The sequence below is a fragment of the Anaerobiospirillum sp. NML120511 genome (genome assembly GCF_023050955.1).
GTDB lineage: Bacteria > Pseudomonadota > Gammaproteobacteria > Enterobacterales > Succinivibrionaceae > Anaerobiospirillum.
This window is the reverse complement of record NZ_JALKIK010000022.1, coordinates 51,277-71,130: the sequence shown is the minus strand read 5'-3', so window position 1 is coordinate 71,130 and position 19,854 is coordinate 51,277. Positions and strand designations below refer to the sequence as shown.

The window sequence follows — 19,854 nt, the reverse complement described above, 5'->3', positions numbered from 1 at the left end:
TGCTTCAGACTAATTCCTTACACATGAGCTTGCCTATCATGTGCAGGGAGTTTGTCATGGCATGAGCATGGTTTTGGTTTAAATGCTTTGTAAATCCTTTTGAGTGTGCATACGTATGCAACGCTCTGATAACAGCTATCCTGAGTAATGGTTACCAGGAAATCGTGATGTGGCATCACCACCAGACGCCGGGGCGGATGCCCCGGCTACGGTGACAATGAATATCACAAACTGTTATTAGAATACGTAACGTACGTTAGCGTTAACACCGAACTCCTTGACGTTGGAGGCTCCGGTGTAGTTAACACCCAGACCCATACCGAAGTTGCCGGTCTGAGCAGCAACGCCAATGGCGGTGCTGTAGGTGAAGGTGTCAACGAACTCTGACTTGATGTCAGTGCTCAGGTTGGAGATGCCTTCCCAGTCAACGGTACCGGAGGTCTCGTCATCACCGAAGTTGCCGGTTAAGGTCAGGTCAAAGGCTGGCTTGACGCTCCAGGCATCGAAAGTGTACTCCTTCTCAACGGTTACACCGACTGGTACGGAGAAGACGTTCATGGAGTTGGAGCTGTACTGAGCGAATACGTCAGTGCCGTTACCAACAGCGTAGTCGTCCTGGTCGATGCGGGTGAAGCGTAAACCAGCGTGTGGAGTTACGTTAACACCGCCGAAGTCCATGGCGTACTTGCCGGTTACACCCAGAGACAGTGCAGAGCTGTCAATGGAGGCAGCCAGAGTGCCAAGACCGGTCTGACCCTCAACAGAGTTGTCAACGGTGGTCCAGGAAACATCAGCTACAACGGAGGCAGCACCCATGGTGTAACCCATGTAAGCACCAAAGCCGTAGTAGTCGAAGTCGTTCTTGACGTTGGAGCCAAGACCCTGACCGTCGGCATCACCGGAACCTACGTTGAACATGACACCGGCACTTACATTCTCCATTACGGAGACATCAGCACCAACGGCTACGCCGTAGAGGTTCATGTCAGTACCGTAGTTAACGCCATCAGCACCGAAGCTGTCGGAATCGGCGGTCTTGTAGACAGGGGTTACCCACATGCCTGAACCCTGACCGTTAGCAGCGAAGGTAACAGTACCGTTAACGCCTACACCCATACGGGCAGCAATGGCGTCAGAGGTGGTGTTACCAGCGCGCAGAGCAGCCTGAGCTACGCCACCGAAGTCAGCCAGACGGGCAGCGGTTTCAGCGTCGACACCGTTGAGGCTGGACAGAACGTGAGCCAGCAGCTTGTTCTCAGCCTTGCGGAATACTGCCTTGTTAAAGTCAGTGGTCCAGTAGTCATTGCCCTTGTCGTCACGCAGACCTGCATCTTTCAGGGCCTGATCAACCTTGGCATCAAGATTGGTGTCAATCTCACCCTTCTCGTTTACCAGATGAATAGCGCCACTCTCATCAACGGCGAACTGGCTGTAGCGCTCGCCAACCAGATATACTGGATCCTGGGCAGCAGCGCCTTCAGCGACCTCACGGGCACCAGGGTTGTGGGCACCATAAGCATAGGTGATGATGGTGTCACGAACTGGCTGGGAGATATTGGCAAAAGCCTTCTCTGCCTTGTTGGCATTGAGATTAAGATTGAACTTGCTGCTAAGGCTGGTGTTGTCCAGAGTGTAGGAGAAGAGGCCATTCATGGTCTCTACCTTGAGCTCATTTGCACCGGTTGCGTCAAGCTTAACGCCGGCAGCATCAGTATTGGCAAAGAGCTGAATATCGCTCATGGCGTTAATGCCTTCAGAGGCGATAACTACCTTGGAGGTATCCTTATTGGCTACCTTGATAGTGGCAGCTCCACTCTTATTAAATGTTACAGCAGCACCCTTGTCATAAGCAGCGGTGCTTACAGCAAGAACTGAGTTGTTGCCAATATAGAGGTCAGCTCCGTTGTAAGCGGTAAGCTTAGCATTGGTGTTATAGCCAGTGGTAGAGCCTGAAGCATTATCATCATTGGCGTTAGAGTCAATTACGATATTGGAGCCTGAATCTACCTTGATTTCATCAGCAACATAAGCGATTGCACCTATATCATTGCTCTTGAGGGATCCAACATTGTCAAAATACTGGCCAAATGTGTTCTGGACAGCAGTGATGTTGTCAGAACCAAGGGTAACAATGGAGTTCTGCAGAGCGTAGACGACACCATTAAGAGTACCGGCAGCAAAGCCCTGATTTCCGGCGCCACTGCCTAACTGCTTGACAGCAATTACGGAGGCTGCTGAAGTACCGAACTCAGGATCAGCAACCAGCTTACCACCGTTCAGGTTAAGAGTACCAACAGAGATGTATCCGGTAGATCCAGGGGTCTTATCGGCCTTGTTACCGATAGTACCTGCCTGAATTACAGTAGTATCATCCTTGGCGTTAAGTTCACCGGCAACCAGAGAACCACCGGCAGATACGTTCAGAGGCTTGGATGCATTAACAATAGTGATCTTCTCAGCTTTGGTAACGCCCTTGGTAAAGTTGGCTTCATCATTGAAAGAAACTGCCTTGAACTGGTTGTCAGCACCAGTCAGATTAGCCACCTTACTAAAGGTAGCATCACCCTTAACATTGATGTTACCGGTAGCGGTTACTTCACCGGCAAATGAAGCAGTACCTGCCACATCAAGCTTGCCATCCATTAAGACAGGCATATCGGCAGCAGACTGGGTAAGGTTTCCGTTTACAGATAATGCAGAACCAGCGGTCAGAGCCAGCTTCTTTGCAGAGACATTACCACCTGCAGACAGGTCAGCACCTGTGGCAACACCTAATGTGCCTACATTAACAGCACCGGCTACTGAGGTCTTGCCGCTTCTTACCTGAACCTCGGCAGCGGTGCCGGAGATGTTGTTAAGAATCTCGGTTACACCATTATTGCTGTCGATGAACAGATAGGAGTCATTGCCAAGCTTAACCTGAGAGGTTACACCACCGTTTGCCAGGGTCAGCTGTGACTTGGCGTCAACACTGAAGCCCAGAACAGCATCGTTCTGACCAAGAGCAAAGTACTTCTTGCCGTCAGAGTTGGTCTTGCTGATAGCATTGTAGAAGCCTGCCTTTTTGGAGATGCCAACATTAGAGCTGTCGGTTGAGAGGCCTGAATCATTGGACTTGATGGCACCAAAATGACCGATAACCTTGTCAGAGGAGGTTACACCGGTAAGGGTAGCCTGCTGAACAGCTGGATCAATGTAGTCACCAAGGTAGTCCTGAACTTTCTTGGCATCCTCATACTTGACAGTATTAGTTGCTGCATCAACAGTCAGCTCCTTGATGGAGGCGCCATTAAGGGTAATGGTTCCGCCTACATTTGCAGCAAGCAGATCCTTGATGCTGTCAAGACCGGTAGTGCTGAGAGCAACCTTTTCGGCACCCTCTTCAGCAGCGAAGTTCAGTACCAGAGTAGAGCCAACATTAGAGGTGATAGCAGCATCAGCGATGGTATCAGTAGCGACGGTGACGTCGCCATTTTTATCAACGGTGAAGATCCTCATGGCATCTGCACCAAGGCTCATGGTGCCGTTGAGGTCGACAGTACCTGATGCCAGCTTGATACCAAAGGTATCATCACTGTCATCTTTTGGTGTGCCACCGTCGTTGTACTTGCCGTTAAGGGTATAAATACCGTCTACGGTCAGCTTACCACCTGTCTGCAGCTCAGTATCGAGGGTGGTCAGAGAGCCCCACTTCTTGACTGTTGAGCCAGAGGTATTGGTGAACTTGCCTGTAACAGTCAGACCTGCCTCAATGGCATTGCCTGAGGCATCTTTCTGTTCAGTGGCAGCGCCAATGGTCAGTGCACCGGCGGTATTGGTTAAGTTGCCGGATAATGTCCATAAGCCTGAGTCTAAGTTGACTTTGGTAGTAGCATCGCCGCTGATGAGCACGTTGGATGATACAGTACCACCCTCAGAGGCTGCAGCATAAACACCAGTCTTACCTTCAACAGCATTGATCTTGCCGAGGTTAAGCACGGCACTGGCACCAGATACGGTCAGGCCGGTACCAGTGGCTACACTCAGCTCGTTTAAGACTGTGTAGTTACCGGACTTAAGTACAGAGTCTGCGGCAGCATTACCGTTGACTGTCAGGGTCTGGGCTACAATATTACCGCTTGTTCCCAGTTCGACACCTGCCTGTGCACCAGTGATAATGAGCTCTTCAGCAACTAAAGTACCTTTAGTGGTCTTGATACCAGCAGTAGCGCTTGTACCAAGTTTATCCTTTGCAATGGTAAGTGAGCCAGTAGTATGCAGTTTGCCATCACTCTCAAGGGTAGCTAAAAGCTTATCAGTGGCACCTGTGGTGTTCAGCAGACTAGTAAAGTCCTCGCCCTTGATCTTGATAGTACCGTTGTTAGAGGCATTCAGGCCAGCCACTGCGGTGCTGCCGCTCATGGCAATGGACTTGACCTTGGTCAGGTCAATAACAGCCTTTGCGCCGTTTGCTACGAACTTGGAGGCAGCAGCTGCAGTGATAACAACATCACCATTTAAGGTGAGGGTGGAATCAACAGCAGCTCCGGAGGCAGTAACCGCAGCTCCGCTTACCTTGACGCTGTCCTTGGAGGAGTAGTTACCACCATTGATGGTTACTGCGCCTGAGACTGTAACTGCACCTTCGATAGTACCGGTTTGAGCAGTCTTACCATCGGCACTTACGCTGCTCAGCTCAAGCCCCTTCTTCAGGGTAAAGGCATCGGTGCCATTGTGGCTTATGAACTCGACGTCCTTGGCCTTGAAGCCAGCAACTCCGCTGATATCTACAGCAGCGCTACTGGTCTTTCCGAGGGTCAGCTTATTGGCAGCCTCGACAGTGAGATTGGTTCCGTTGGCAAGATCGGCGCTGACAGTCAGGTTGTTGCCCTTAATTGTAGATGCATCTTTAGCAGCCCATTTATTAAGATCAGCAGTAGCAGCATCCAGAGTAAGGCCAAGATTACCAAGGTCATAGTTGTCGTCAGTCAACTGAACTACTGCGTTCTCGGTAGTTAACTTTGAGGCAGCTGCAATTTCTTTAAGCTTGGATCCTGATACCTTTAAGGTAGCAGGGGTGTTAGCAGCAGAGCCTGAAACAGTCAGGGCAACGCCTGCGGTTTCACCTGAGTACTGGACGGAGTCACCGATAGCAAGAGTGCCGTTACCTGAAACGGTAGTAGCGCCTTTTAAAGACAGGGATCCGCCAGTAATGTTAAAGGTACGATCGGCCTTGGCAGTTGCGTTTTCGACCTTGTTACCGCTGGCATCGAGATCATCAATGGTGTTGGCGTCACCGGCAAAGTTAACGGTCAGAGTATCGCCAGAAGCAATTTCAATTGCGCCGGCAGACATGGAACCATTTACCAGATTGATTGTAAGGCCGGACTTGTCGGTATTATTGCCATTGGTTACGATACTGCCGCCATCAATGGTTAACACAGCAGCGTTTAAAGTTGCATTTGAAGCACCACCTGTTTTCTTGGCAGCATCGAGCTTGGCGTTATTTCCAAGAGTAACCTGAGTGCCATCGGACAACTTTGAAACGGTAGTGAGGGCTTTACCTACAACACCAAGATCTTTGATCTGAAGCACAGCATCGCCTGCAGCGGCAGAGTTTTCACCACCTACAGTAATCTTGCCAGCGAAAACAGAGCCGCTCTTCGTATCACCTGAAGCTGATAGAGTACCCTTGATGATGTTGATGGTCTCAAAAGTGGCTGTACCAGTACCATTATTATTACCAGCCACACCAAGACCAACAGTGTTGTCACCAGTAGACTCGATAAGAAGGTTCTTTGCTACGAGAGCACCATTCTTATTTGTGGCAGCACCTTCAACTTTATTATTTGTGCCGGCAGCGCCAGAAGTAATCTTGATATTGTAGTTTTTGATACTAGAAGAGCTGGCATCATCCTGAATAGAAATGTTATCAAATGTACCCTGTGCCGTAGCACTTCCAGTGCCAATAATTGTAAGAGTATCAATCTCGCTACCAACTGTAGATAGGTCAGTTGCAGCTTCAAGGCTTGCAGCCTGAGCCTGGCCTGCAGCCATAACTGATGTCAGGACTACGGCAGAGGCGATGCCTTTGAAGTAGGCGTTCTTGTAGATTGCACGATATTGAGCCATCAGGAACTTGATGGCGTTGTTTGAAAGTTTCATCTAGTTTTTTGAAAATTTTGATGAAGTGGGCGTTCTGGCCTGATGCGTGTTGCTGCGCCTCTGACTCGTTGTAGTAAATGCTTTTTTAAATGCCGGCTGGCAGAGCTGGCCGGTCAGAGTTCAGAGGGAATCACAGGAACCTGTAGACCACCTCACTTCGGTGGTGGCCTTATGCGGGACACTGCAGGCAGCGGATTGTTCCATTGCCGTGGTTGCAGTGAAGAGGAGACAGAATGGTGCAGGCACATCGATACCCATGCCATGGGCCTGGGCAGCTTTTTGTTCAATGTGTCGGGACAGGAAGCGTCAGGCAGAGATTGACGTATGTCAGAGGGACACCATATCTGGTGCTGGACGTGGGCAGGACAGGGCTGTGGCCTTGTCTGCTGAAGCAGTTGAGGGGGATGCCTGGCTTCATGCTCAGTCTGCGTGCCGACTGTAAGTCCCTGGACTGGCCAGTTCAGCAGTGCGGCTGGTTGAGCATTTTGCCTGGCTCAAAGGACAGTATTAAGCCGTCGCTGTCTTCCCATGCTCAGGGGTACTAAGCCTGAGTGGTGTGCCATGATGCTTTTTCAGCACCGGCAGACAGTGTCGTTGCCACTCCTTGCGAAGGTTGGCTGCTTAATGCTGTACCTGCTTTTGCTGACGTGTAAGCGTCATTCGTGCAAAAGCTGTTCTGAGGAACCATAAAGGATGGACCTGAGATTTTTGCAGGTCAGAACATCCAAAGGCGCGACAGATGGCGAGGTTTCAACTACAATATTAGAACCCGTCTGCTCTCATTTAGTGCGTATATATAAAAAGAAGAATTACGCATGAGTGCCAAAATGGGCTCCTGTCCAGAGCGGAGGGGCAGGACAGAACTGGTAGACTAGTAGACAAGTATTTTTGCCGGGAATGGCTTAAATATCAGGTCCACGAGCTGTAAAATTTAAAGACGGGCCCATCGCCAGAGGTGCGAAAAAAAAAAAAAAAAAAAGCATACTTAGTGCCAACTTAAAGTTCATATAAAAATTCGCTCCGCGAATTTTGCCATGCCAACTGTTTTGCCGGGCGGCGATTGCCCTTAAATGGCGCATTGGCAAAAGTATATTTCAGTGTACTGTTTGATCTTTAATGGTCACTTGTTGTGCTGCCTGACTGTGATACAAGATGCGCTTCTACCTACCTACCTGCGCGTCTCATACACAGAAGCCATTCCCTCTGTCTTACATCTCAGTCTTTTCCTGATAATCTCACTTCACAGAAGGCCTTTTCTTTCCATTTGTTCATGGCTACACTGCGTCTTGTTATGATATCTCCCAAGACAGATGTGTTCTTTCTGCTTGTCTGGATTGCTGTTGTGGCTTTACCTGCCCACACCACGGTCAATACTGCACGCCGCTTGTGATCGTAATCTGCTCTCAAGCAGGTTCAATGTGGGGAGTGCGTGTCACTGATTCTGCCGTGTTCTTCATGTGCTTTGCCATTACTCGAAGTGTATGGGATGCCATAGCATCGGTACTATCAAACAACCCCGCCTCTATGTGTATACAATCGGCCTGCCTGGACAGTACGTCATGGGAGTCAACGCCACGTAACAATCTATATGTGCCACTCTTAGGAGAATGTGAATCTATATGCAGCTAAAGTCAAACCGCATAACCATGAGTGCCTTGAACTTCTAAGATTTCCTGCTATCGGGGCACGCAGTTCAATCATTATGTATTACCTTAAGATCTAATACTTTACATTACCTATTATGAAGTATCTAATGGCATGGTATATTTGTCGGGTATTAGACTGTTTGCTGTCTGCTATAACATCTCCTTAATAGTCATATTGTTATCTAGTTTATAAATAATCTACTATACTTTATGTAAAGTGACTATGCATAACTTGCTTAGCAAGTATCCAGTTTAAAAACGTCCAAAATTCAAACTCATTCACGCCAGATTATCGAGTTGCAGTTGCAGTGGCGCCTGCCTCAAAACGAAAAAGGCGACTTCCGGATTGTTCCAGAAGTCGCCTTTAATATTTTGTAAAGCATTAAACCTGTACTGTGTTCAAGCTTCAGACTCATTCCTTACATATGAGCTTGCCTATCATGTGCAGGGAGTTTGTCATGGCATGAGCATGGTTTTGATTTAAATGCTTTGTAAATCCTTTTGAGTGTGCATACGTATGCAACGCTCTGATAACAGTCTTCCTTAGTAAAGGTTACAAGGAAATCGTGATGTGGCATCACCACCAGACGCCGGGGCGGCTGCCCCGGCTACGGTGACAATGAATATCACAAACTGTTATTAGAATACGTAACGTACGTTAGCGTTAACACCGAACTCCTTGACGTTGGAGGCACCGGTGTAGTTAACACCCAGACCCATACCGAAGTTGCCGGTCTGTGCAGCAACGCCAATGGCGGTGCTGTAGGTGAAGGTGTCAACGAACTCTGACTTGATGTCAGTGCTCAGGTTGGAGATGCCTTCCCAGTCAACGGTACCGGAGGTCTCGTCATCACCAAAGTTGCCGGTTAAGGTCAGGTCAAAGGCTGGCTTGACGCTCCAGGCATCGAAGGTGTACTCCTTCTCAACGGTTACACCGACTGGTACGGAGAAGACGTTCATGGAGTTGGAGCTGTACTGAGCGAATACGTCAGTGCCGTTACCTACAGAGTAGTCGTCCTGGTCGATGCGGGTGAAACGTAAACCAGCGTGTGGAGTTACGTTAACACCGCCGAAGTCCATGGCGTACTTGCCGGTTACACCCAGAGACAGAGCAGAGCTGTCAATGGAGGCAGCCAGAGTGCCAAGACCGGTCTGACCCTCAACAGAGTTGTCAACGGTGGTCCAGGAAACATCAGCTACAACGGAGGCAGCACCCATGGTGTAACCCATGTAAGCACCAAAGCCGTAGTAGTCGAAGTCATTCTTGACGTTGGAGCCAAGGCCCTGACCGTCGGCATCACCGGAACCTACGTTGAACATTACACCGGCACTTACATTCTCCATTACGGAGACATCAGCACCAACGGCTACGCCGTAGAGGTTCATGTCAGTACCGTAGTCAACGCCATCAGCACCGAAGCTGTCGGAATCAGCGGTCTTGTAGACAGGGGTTACCCACATGCCTGAACCCTGACCGTTAGCAGCAAAGGTAACAGTACCGTTAACGCCTACACCCATACGGGCAGCAATGGCGTCAGAGGTGGTGTTACCAGCACGCAGAGCAGCCTGAGCTACGCCACCGAAGTCAGCAAGACGGGCAGCAGTTTCAGCGTCGACAGCATCAAGAGAGCCATCAAGAATACCGTTGAAGATAACATTCTCAGGGATGTAGTACAGATTGCCCTCTGTATCCTTGGTTAAGTAGCTGCTTACTGCAGTACCAGCAGCGTTAAGGATACCGTCAGCAATCAGCTGCTTCTTCTCGGTTGGATCCATCTTATCAAGAGCGACTGCCTTGCCGTCGTCACCTAAAAGAGAACCCTTGGCATCTACCTTGTAGCCAGTAGCATCGCCAACAACAGAAACAAGCTTCTTAGGATCCTGCTCGGTATAGTTCAGGTCACCCATGGTATAGGTGATGATGGACTCACGAACAGGCTCAGAGATGTGACCCATCATGACGCGGGCCTTTTTCTCATTAAAGCCGAGCTCAAAAGACTTGTTCAGGTCAGTGATTACTGCGGAGAACAGACCATTGAGGGTTTCTACTGTTAATTCAGTGGCAGAGCCATCGACGAAGCTTACAGAGCCACTTCCAGCGGAACTGCCAAAGAGCTTGATGTCATAGTAAGGAGAGAAGCCCTTACCGGTCAGAAGAACCTTGGCATCTGTCTTGTCAACATAGACCTTGGCATCCTTCTTGGCAAAGGTAACAGCGGTCTTGCCATCCTTTACAGCCTGGTAGTCAACGGCCAGGGCAGACTTCTCAGAAATATTAAGGTCAAAGTCTTCCTGGTAATCATTGTTGACCTTGTCGTCAGTGCCTTCTGGGTCAATGACAATCTTATTACCATCCTTAACGCTGATGCTTTCAGCTACATAGGCGATGGAGGAGATGCCATTTGCACCAAGGGAACCATCCTTTTCGTCAAAGTACTTGGCAAAGGTGCCCTTTACAGCTTCAACATCGTTAGAGCCGAGAGCAACAATGGAGTTCTGCAGAGCGTAGATATTGCCATCTACAGTACCGGCAAAGCCACGTACACCTTCAGCCTCAGCCTTGGCATCAGAGAAGCCCTTAACTGCGGCAACGGATGCGCCCATATCGTAGTCTGGGTCAACTACCAGGGAGGCACCGTTGAGCTTGAGGGACTCGACGCTCAGATAAGCATTGGATGGAGCAACACCATCACCAGCGCCCTTGGAGGTCTCTTCCCTGCCTGCAGTACCAACGCTCAGTCTCTTACCAGAGTTGTCGGCAGTTAAACCAGAGAACTCAATCTTCTTAGCTGTAAAGCCTGCGCTCTCACGTACTTCCAGGTTTCCAGATACTGTAGCGGTGCCAGCAGCAACAGTGTCACCATGGATCTCAGCGAGCTGACCAAACTTGACGTCAACAAACTTGTTGCCATCACCAGCTAACTTTGCGTCAGCCTTGAAGTCTGCAACTGAGCCTGAGCCGGTTACCTCGATAACACCTAAGGCAGTAACGTCATCAGCTGCAGTGAAGCTGCCGGAAGTTACCTTCAGGGAGCTGCCCTTGGCAGTATCAAGAGTCTTGTCAGCCTTGAATGTGCCTGCTACGTTGACATCGCCGTTAACAGTAGTAGCACCCTTGAACTGAGCATTACCGCCTACAGTTAACTTGCCGCTGACTTTGGATGGAGTGTCACCTACAGTAAGGTTGGTACCTACAGAGATATTTGAGGTCTCTACAGAGGTCAGCTTGCCAACATTTACTGCCTCCTTGACATTCAGGTTGCCTGAAGCAGCCAGAACGCCAGTGCCGGAAACGCTGTTCAGATTGGTGGTACCACCAGCAGTTGCTACATCAAGAGTTGCACCTTGGCCTAACTTAACAGCACCGACATTGCCGGCAGCGTTAAGAGTCAGATAGGCATCCTTCTGGATATCAACGCCCAGAACTTCGCCTTTCTTGTTGTATACGAGGTTGCCATTTTCAGCAGCCTTGTTCAGGGAGGCTTTCTTGTCAATCTTAATTGAGGTTGCGTCAGCAGAGTCTACCTTGATGTTTGCCACGTGACCGTAAACAGTGTCACCGTCCTTGGCAACCAGGATAGTGCCCTTGAGCTCATCGTTCTTGTAGGTTGGCATTACGTCCTTGGAAGCCTGGGATAATGCAGCATCATTCCAGTCAAGAACCTTGTTGCCCTCTACATCCTTGATTGGCAGACCCATGGTGGCAGCGCCAATGTCGATAGAGCCAAGTAAGGTGCCGCTGAACAGGGCATCCTTTAACTTTTCAAGAGCCTCGGTAGTAAAGGAAGTGCCGGAGTCACCTATCTTGATAGCAAGGGTAGAGCCCTTAGCATCAACGAAGGAACCAGCATCGGCAAATACACCCTTAGAACCGGAAAGGCCCTTTGTGATGGAGTCGGCAGTTACTTCCTTGCCGTCAACAATGCCAAGAGCGTTCAGAACACCTTCACCAGCCAGGGTTACAGTGCCACCTTCCTTAATCTTGATGGCGTCGTCACCAAGAGTCAGTCCGTAACGTGCATAGACGTCGCCAGAAGTTGCTTCGCTGCCGTCATAGCTTGTGTTGATGTTCAGCTTGCCATTAACATCAATAAAGCCAGTTCCATCAACTTTCAGGCTGTCAGCGGAAAGAGTGGCTGCCTTGTTTAAGGTAATAGACTTGGCGGCAGCAACCTTAACTTCAGTTGCATCGATAGATGTCTGAAGCAGATCGCCATTGGCGTCCTTGGCTGCAGTATCGCCTACAATGAAAGAGCCGCTCTGAAGGTCAATCTTGCCGGCATTCCATGTGCCAAAGTTTACCTTTACAGATGCGCCGTCTCCACTGACAGTAAGATCGCCAGCAATTTCGCCACCACCTACACCAGTCTGGTACAGGACAGTGCCGGAGTCGTTCTTGACATCAACAAATGAACCAAGGGTTAATTTACCATCCTTGGCAATCTTGAAACCCAGAGTAGAGTCAGTAGACAGACCGCTGTTTACAAAGAAGCTGCCGCTCTTGATCTCTGTAGCATTGCCAGCGTTAGCATTGCTGTGGGAAATGGTGTTGGCAACAACCTTAGCGTTAGCTGCATCGGCTGTAGCAGCTGCAAGATCAAGTGCATCAGCACCACTGGTTACCAGATCGCCAGTGATTTCAACAGTACCCTTTTGCAGGTCGATACCATAGTCAGCAGCGTCCTTCTTAAGGTGACCTGCTGCAATAGCTAAACCGCCGTCAATCTTAAGGGTTGATTCTGCATTCTCACCAATCTTAAAGATAGCAGCTTTTGAGGCTTGAGGTTTAGTCGGAACAGTCAGTGCAGACTTTATTGCCTCCTCTGAGATAACAATGGTACCGCCTTTATCTGCTGCAAAGCCAGCTGCGCCAGTTTTGCCATCGCCAGTAACAGTAATCTTAGCCTGGGTCAGGTCTAACTTGGACTTTGCGCCATCTACTTTGGCGGTTCCAAGACCGGTTGCACCGGTGGCAATCTCAAGCTTGCCCTTTACAGTCATTACAGACTCAGAGGCACCGCTTGAGTTCTTTACTGTAAGGCTACCAGAACCTAATGTAACTGTATCTGTAGAGGCGATTTCGTACTTGCCACCATCAATGGTGAGGCCTTTGCCACTTGTCCCAAGATTGAGGTTACCGGAGATCTCGCCCTTCTGAGCAACCTTGTCACTATTTACGTTTGACAGGGTTACTGAGTCCTGAAGCTTAAAAGCATCCTGGCTGCTCTTGAATGTGACATTCTTAGCTGTTGCGCCGCTGAAGCCTAAAGCATTGGCATTACCATAGGTGCTGCTGCCAAGGGTGAGGTTGTCAGCCTTTACAGATACTAAATTCTTGTTATTGCCTGTCAGAGGCTTGCTAACCTGAAGGTCAGCAGCAGATACGGTAACAGCAGTATCTACATTGATTTTGCCAGTACCTGCGGCGTTGCCAAAATCTATACCGCCAACATCTACCAGCACATTATCATTAAGTTTGATTTCTGTGTTCTTAACGGTCAGCTTGGCGCCACCAATTAAGCTGGTGAGCTTATCCTTGGAGATATTAATTGCGGAGCCGGAGCCGGAAATCTTTAAGTCACCGCCACCAGTAATAGTGGCTTCTTTAACATAAAGAGTACCTGCACCGGAGAACTTGAGCTCATTGGTAAGGGTAACATTACCTGAGTTCAGTTCGAACTTGCGCTCGGCGTCCTTACCTTTTTCCTTAATGCCACTAGTGTTATCGAAGTTAACGGTGAGAGCACCGGATCTGCCTACCTCAATCTTACCGCCGTTTAAAGCACCCTGAACGACAGAGACTGTCATTGCAGAGGTCTTATCTTCGGCAGTATAGACCTTAAGCAGACCGCCACTTATGTTCAATGTTGGTGCCTTGACGGCAACGCTTTCCACATTAGCGGTGCCGGTTTTTGTCGCAATAGAGCCTGCAGAGCCAATGGTGATGCTGCCCAGCTCAGACAGCTCGCCAGCTTTAATTTCTGAAACTAAGTTAGAAGCAGTGCCAAGAACAACCTTACTTTCAGCGGAACCTTCACTGCTGCCAATTGAGATAACGCCAGCATTCAGTGTTGAATCGGCAGTGGAGGCAGTCTTACCCTCTACAGTAACGGTACCTTTGATAACATCCAGGGCGGCTACTGTCAGCGATGCCTTTTTACCATCTTGATTGGTACTTAAAGTAAGGGTAGCTGCATCGCCACCTTTTGAGCTGGAAACTTTAAGAGTGGCATTTTTTGCAGTAACTGTTGCACCAGACTGGGCGGTAGTAGCAATAGTGCTGTCGCCTGACTGCAGGTCAAGAACTGTCAGGTTATTTGCATCGGCAGAACCATCAATACCACCAGACAGATCGATCTTGTTGGTGTCGTCAACAATCTCTACTTCACCGGTAAGACCTGCCCAAGCATCCTTGTCGTCTACAGCAGCTGATGGACTAGCAGCCTGAGCAGCGCCAGCAGCCATACCTGCGGTCAGGACTACGGCAGAGGCAATGCCCTTGAAGTAGGCGTTCTTGTAGATTGCACGATATTGAGCCATCAGAAACTTGATGGCGTTGTTTGAAAGTTTCATCTAGTTTGTTGAAAATTTTGATGAAGTGGGCGTTCTGGCCTGATGCGTGTTGCTGTGCCTCTGACTCGTCGTAGTAAATGCTTTTTTAATTGCCGGCTGGCAGAGCTGGCCGGTCAGAGTTCAGAGGGATTCACAGGAACCTGTAGACCACCTCACTTCGGTGGTGGTCTGATGCGGGACACTGCAGGCAACGGATTGTTCCATTGCCGTGATTGCAGTGAAGAGGTGACAGAATGGTGCAGGCACATCGATACCCATGCCATGGGCCTGGGCAGCTTTTTGTTCAATGTGTCGGGACAGGAAGCGTCAGGCAGAGGTTGACGTATGTCAGAGGGACACCATATCTGGTGCTGGACGTGGGCAGGACAGGGCTGTAGCCTTGCCTGCTGAAGCAGTTGAGGGGGATGCCCGGCTTCATGCTCAGTCTGCGTGCCGACTGTAAGTCTCTGGACTGGCCGAGCCAGTTCAGCAGTGCGGCTGGTTGAGCAATTTGCCTGGCTAAAAGGACAGTATTAAGCCGTCGCTGTCTTCCCATTCTCAGGGGTACTAAGCCTGATTGGGACGCCATGGTGCTTTTTCAACACCGGCAGACAGTGTCGTTGCCACTCCTTGCGAAGGTTGGCTACTTAATGCTGTACCATGCTTTTGCTGACGTGTAAGCGTCATTCGCGCAAAAGCTGTTCTGAGGAACCATAAAGGATGGACCTGAGAATTTTGCAGGTCAGAACATCCAAAGGCGCGACAGATGGCGAGGTTTCAACTACAATAATAGAACCCGTCTGCTCTCATTTAGTGCGTAGGTATGAAAAGATAAATTACGCATGAGTGCCAAAATGGGCTCCTGTCCAGAGCGGAGGGTCAGGACAGAACTGGTAGACTAGTAGACAAGTATTTTTGCCAGAAATGGCTTAAATATCAGGTCCACGAGCTGTGAAATTTAAAGACGGGCCCATCGCCAGAGGTACGAAAAAAAAAGCATACTTAGTGCCAACTTAAAGTTCATATAAAAATTCGCTCCGCGAATTTTACTGTGCCAACTGTTTTGCAGCGCGGCGATTGCCCTTAAATGGCGCATTGAGAAAAGTATATTTCAGTGTATCGTTTGAGCTCTAATGGTCACTTATTGTGCTGCCTGACTGTGACACAAGATGCACTTCTGTATGGTCTCCCACCTCAATTACAGTCTTGTGAGTCACCAGCAGGCTTCGTCTTTTCCCACCTGAACCATGCATCCATGAAGTCCACGCCTGCCCTTTCCAGCGCCGCTGCGAGCACAGACCCCATCATCTCCTCACCTGTCTGCACTGTGGTATTCAGCCTGACTCCGCTGCCATTCATGCTCAATTGAGGTGGTCTGGCCTTTGAGCTTGCAGGCTTTCCCACCGCATTTCTGCCCTTGGCATATGCCTTTTACAGCGCCCGCCCAGAGGACGTTGATGCTGTATATGCCCGTACCTGGGCGCTTCCGTTGTACCATACCTTCCCCGCCCTTACCGGCAAAGACATCATCCCTTTACCTCACTGCACCTGAACATACCTTGTCACCCATAAAGCAAATTAAAAATACTGGCAGCGCCCGCCCACAAACTGCAGTAGCAATTTCAGCTGTCAGGCCGGTAACTGTGCCCTTTCAGGCAATTTTCATTGGGCTCAAAGTCTGCAATAAGCTAAAATAGAAAAATAGGAAAAGTGTACCTGTAAAGGTCATGCATATTACTATCACCGGTTATGACAGCTCAGATGGTATTTATCAGTCTCAACAGGATGATTCAGGCTTTTGCTGTTTGCAATCAGTCACTGGTGCAAATTGCAAACGTCGCTTTCCAGCCAAACTGCCAGACTAATGTTTTCTTTCAAGGCAGCCATGAAAGGCATGAGGCGTGTATGTGCTCTCTGAAAAGTCGCAAAACAGCGTTACTTCACTGTTTGAGCTCAGCCTGCTTTTGCAAAGCCATATACACAGCGACAGCAAAGCTCAGGTCACTGTCCATGCTTACTTGCTCATGTAACAGCCTGTTTCACTGGGCACATCCTGTTTTGCCTGTGTCGACAGTGCATTCATGTTTGTAATCCTTCGGAGGGGCTCATGCGTGTTCCAAAGCGGAAACACGCAATTAGAGCTCAGTTACGGCATGAAAGCATCGCTCAAAAGTCAACCAGTGGCTATGCATGATTGTTCCATCGCCCTGAATGTCATATGCCCGCACCGGTAAGTCCCCTGTGGGTGCTGCGTGGTCACTCAAACAGCCTGACTCCGCCCTTGGGCATTTGTCATAAGCTCTAGCTTCTGCATGTGGCCCTGCAAGCTCGCCCATGCCGCCCGCTGCTGTCTAAGCATGAAGCGGTTAAGTCCCTCTGGGCTTTGCAGGCTGACACCATGAGCCTGACTGCCCGTGGTCATGCGGCCTGAATCGACGTCAGTTGCCAATGCTCCAGGCACCGGACGGTCATGCCAAACGCCAGTACCGGCACAAGCCCGCACCGGTAAGTCCCCTGTGCGAGCAGCATGGTCACTCAAACAGTCTGATTCCGCCCCTGGGCATATGTCATAAGCTTTGGCTTCAGCATGTGGCCCTGCAAGCTCGCCCATGCCGCCTACTGCTGTCTAAACATAAAGCGGTGAAGTCCCTTTTGGGATTTGCAGGCTGACATCATGAGCCTGATTGCCCGTGGTCATGCGGCCTGAATCCACGTCAGTTGCCAAGGCAACAGGCTCCGGACGGTCACGCTAATCACCAGTGCCGCACAAGCCCGCAACGGTAAATCCCTTTTGGGCTCTGCATGGACACGCAAATAGCCTGACTCAGCCCCTGGGCATTAGTCATTAGCTCTGACTTCAGCATGCGGTCCTGCAAGCTCGCCCATGCCGCCCGTTGCTGTCTAAACATGAAGCAGTGAAGTCCCTCTGGGATTTGCAGACTGACATCATGAGCCTGACTGCCCGTGGTCATGCGGCCTGAATAGACGTCAGTTGCCAAGGCCCCAGGCTCCGGACGGTCACGCTAAACAGCTGTGCCTGCATAAGCCAGCACCGGTAAATCCTCTGTGGACTCTGCGTGGCTACACCGTCCTTCAGTGCTGCCATACGGCATAAGGCATACGGAATAAAGCATATGGCATACGGCATTAGCCCCAGACCGCTGCCCGGGAGTTATGGAGTTCCATTGCTACGCTAATCGACCAGCGCTTCCATAAGGCATAAAGCCATCAGGCAAAAGCCATCAGCTCCTGCCCGGCCTACTGGCCCTGCACAGTCACCCTGGCCTGCCATTAGCGGCCCTTGACACTTTCCCTGTTCATACCCGTTTTCATCTTTCTTCTTCAGCAGGAGGCAAACAGACTGCCGCTGCGGTTCAGGAGGCATTATGCATAAGTCACTGTCCAGAGACGCTAACTCATTGAGCGCCTCATCTTCAGTCGCCCGCACCTCTGAACATGAGCATGCCCGCAGCAGCGCTACCGTGGCCAGTCAGACACCTGTTGCAGCAGCCAGCGCAGCCGTCCCCGTTGCCTCTGCCGCAGGCAGCGCATCCGCCCCAGTTGCTCCTGCCACACGCAGCGCTCCAGAAGCTAATCAGTCACTCGTTGCAGCCACTAGTGCAACTGTCCCAGCTGTACCTGCCCCTGCTGCAGGCAGCTCAGCAACACCCCCATCAGCCACCCTCTCAGGCCTGCTGTTCGGTCAGCAAAGTTCAGTCCTGCTTGAGCATTACCTTGCCTATAACTCCACAGCCGCGTACCTGGCCGCCCCGCAATATGGCGAGCCTGTTTTCGGCCTGTCTGAGGATATGTCCTCTGGCAAGGCACGTAACTTGGCCCGTAACATGGCCTATGGCATGGCCCCGGCCACCTCTCAATATCAGCCTCATGAGGACTCTGAGTCTTTATCCTCAACTGCTGCCTCAGCCGGTTCCGTCCGTATGGCTGCCGGTACGGGCATGTCGGTACGTACCGCTCACTCTGACGGTATCAGCCGCCTGTCCATTCACCTCAACTCAGTGGTCGATATCACCATAGACCACAGAGGTACTGACTTTGTCATGCCGGCCCTGGGTGAAACCGTCCTTGAGGTTCCTTCGCTGCGCCTGCTGCTTGATGCCTCTTCACGCCTGCAGGATGTCCAGCAGCTGGGCATGCCCTCTTTTACCCACGACTGGTCAGCCCCTTACTTTGCCTCTTCAGAGCCGCCTTATCTGCCAGTCTGTCCATCAGGCCCTTTGAGCTCTGTCTACCCGGACTGTCACCTGTCCCTGTATGACAGCTCAGACATACTCATTACCCACAGTGAGCTCCTGCCCTTTGTATTAATGGACGAGCAAAGCGCCCGTACCTGCAATTACGCTGTTCCGGACCTCTGTGACTTTGAGGGCCTTGCTGTATGCACGCCATGGCATCACAGTATGCTCCTGCCTTGCGCTCCTGAGGCCTTATCTGCCCACTCCCTGGCATTAAGCCCAACTCTGCCAGAGCCTCACAGCTGGCTGTTCTCATCCCTGTCCGTCCAGAAGGCAGGCAGTACGGCACGTGCTTTCAATTCCATGGGTCAGTTATCTGAGTCCAGTGAGGCGGGCTTTAACGAATCAAACGAATCAGCCGCGCCATCTGCAGCCTCCCCATACCCAGGCGCCCACAGTTCACCTGACGCTTGTAGTCAATCCGCCTCAGACAGCGCCCCAGCGCAATCTGTCAGTACCACCGCTGCTTACGATTCTGGTGACGCGTCCGTCACTTATGTGGATGTTTCCATGGCCATGCTCGGGGGCAACGCCTATGACATAAGTTCTGACTATGGATCCTGTGGTCTTTGTGACTCACACCCTGACTCTGTGAACCCGCAGTACCAGAGCTTTGCCCATGGCGCGTACTATGCCGCAGGCGCTGCTGCGTCCTTTGCCGCTGCAGACACCTTCCAATACGGCCCGGCATCAGCACAGTCGCCTGCCCAGGCTCAATTCCCAGCTCAGGCAGCATCCGCCCTGTATACTTTCCAGACCCGGCACCAGGGTCAAGATGCATCCACCTTGCAGGCAACATCTGCCTCAGGCTCATTAGCGCCATCATCCCTGGCACCAGCCACAGCCTCAAGCGCTGCTGCGGCTGCAATAAGAGCTGCAACCTCAGCCCAGAGCGCGCTCCCGGCCACGTCTCCTTTTAGCGGCGTAAACGCTCAGCAGGCCGTACTTGCCTATATCTACGCCCTCAACACCAACAGCTCTGTTCAGTCTGTTGCCCCAGGCTATGCCCATACAGCCTCAGGGCCTCAGGGAGCTTCAGCTCACTCAGCCGCTGCCGCTGACTCTGCCTTTGCCGACGTCAATGCCGCTAATAATGGCAATGCAGGCAATAATGCCATTACGGCCCATACAGCCGCAGCGGGCAATCTGAGCACTGCAGACAGCTCCAGCAACTCCTGCAATACAGTCACTGCTGGCAATTCCAGCAGCCTTGATGCTGCTGCCCATGCCGCTAATTCAAGTACTGCTGCTGGCAC

At 50.8% G+C, this 19,854-nt stretch carries 3 protein-coding genes (1 of these 3 only partly in view); 1 reads left to right on the top strand and 2 read right to left on the bottom strand.

Going from position 1 to position 19,854, the window contains the following annotated elements; translation table 11 throughout:
• Window positions 1–237: 237 nt before the first annotated feature.
• Entirely contained in the window at window positions 238–6,144 is a 5,907-nt protein-coding gene (locus tag MXE39_RS07645; RefSeq protein ID WP_246977997.1) for an autotransporter domain-containing protein, read from the bottom strand.
• Window positions 6,145–8,429: 2,285 nt separating this feature from the next.
• The gene (locus MXE39_RS07640) at window positions 8,430–14,363 is read right to left on the bottom strand and encodes an autotransporter outer membrane beta-barrel domain-containing protein (RefSeq protein ID WP_246977996.1); all 5,934 of its coding nucleotides are present in this window, start codon (window positions 14,361–14,363) and stop codon (window positions 8,430–8,432) included.
• A 3,365-nt stretch (window positions 14,364–17,728) separates the two neighbouring features.
• Between MXE39_RS07640 and MXE39_RS07635 the strand changes: the two genes are divergently transcribed.
• A protein-coding gene (locus MXE39_RS07635) for a hypothetical protein (RefSeq protein ID WP_246977995.1) crosses the window boundary here: on the top strand, window positions 17,729–19,854 show its 5' portion. Its footprint extends 12,271 nt past the window's final position; 2,126 of the gene's 14,397 nt are visible here — the first part of the coding sequence; its start codon is at window positions 17,729–17,731; the stop codon falls past the right edge of the window.

Bases quoted from the DNA above. Each gene is read 5' to 3' on its own strand.
- MXE39_RS07645 (WP_246977997.1), bottom strand. From the start codon at position 6,144: ATGAAACTTTCAAACAACGCCATCAAGTTCCTGATGGCTCAATATCGT.
- MXE39_RS07640 (WP_246977996.1), bottom strand. From the start codon at position 14,363: ATGAAACTTTCAAACAACGCCATCAAGTTTCTGATGGCTCAATATCGT.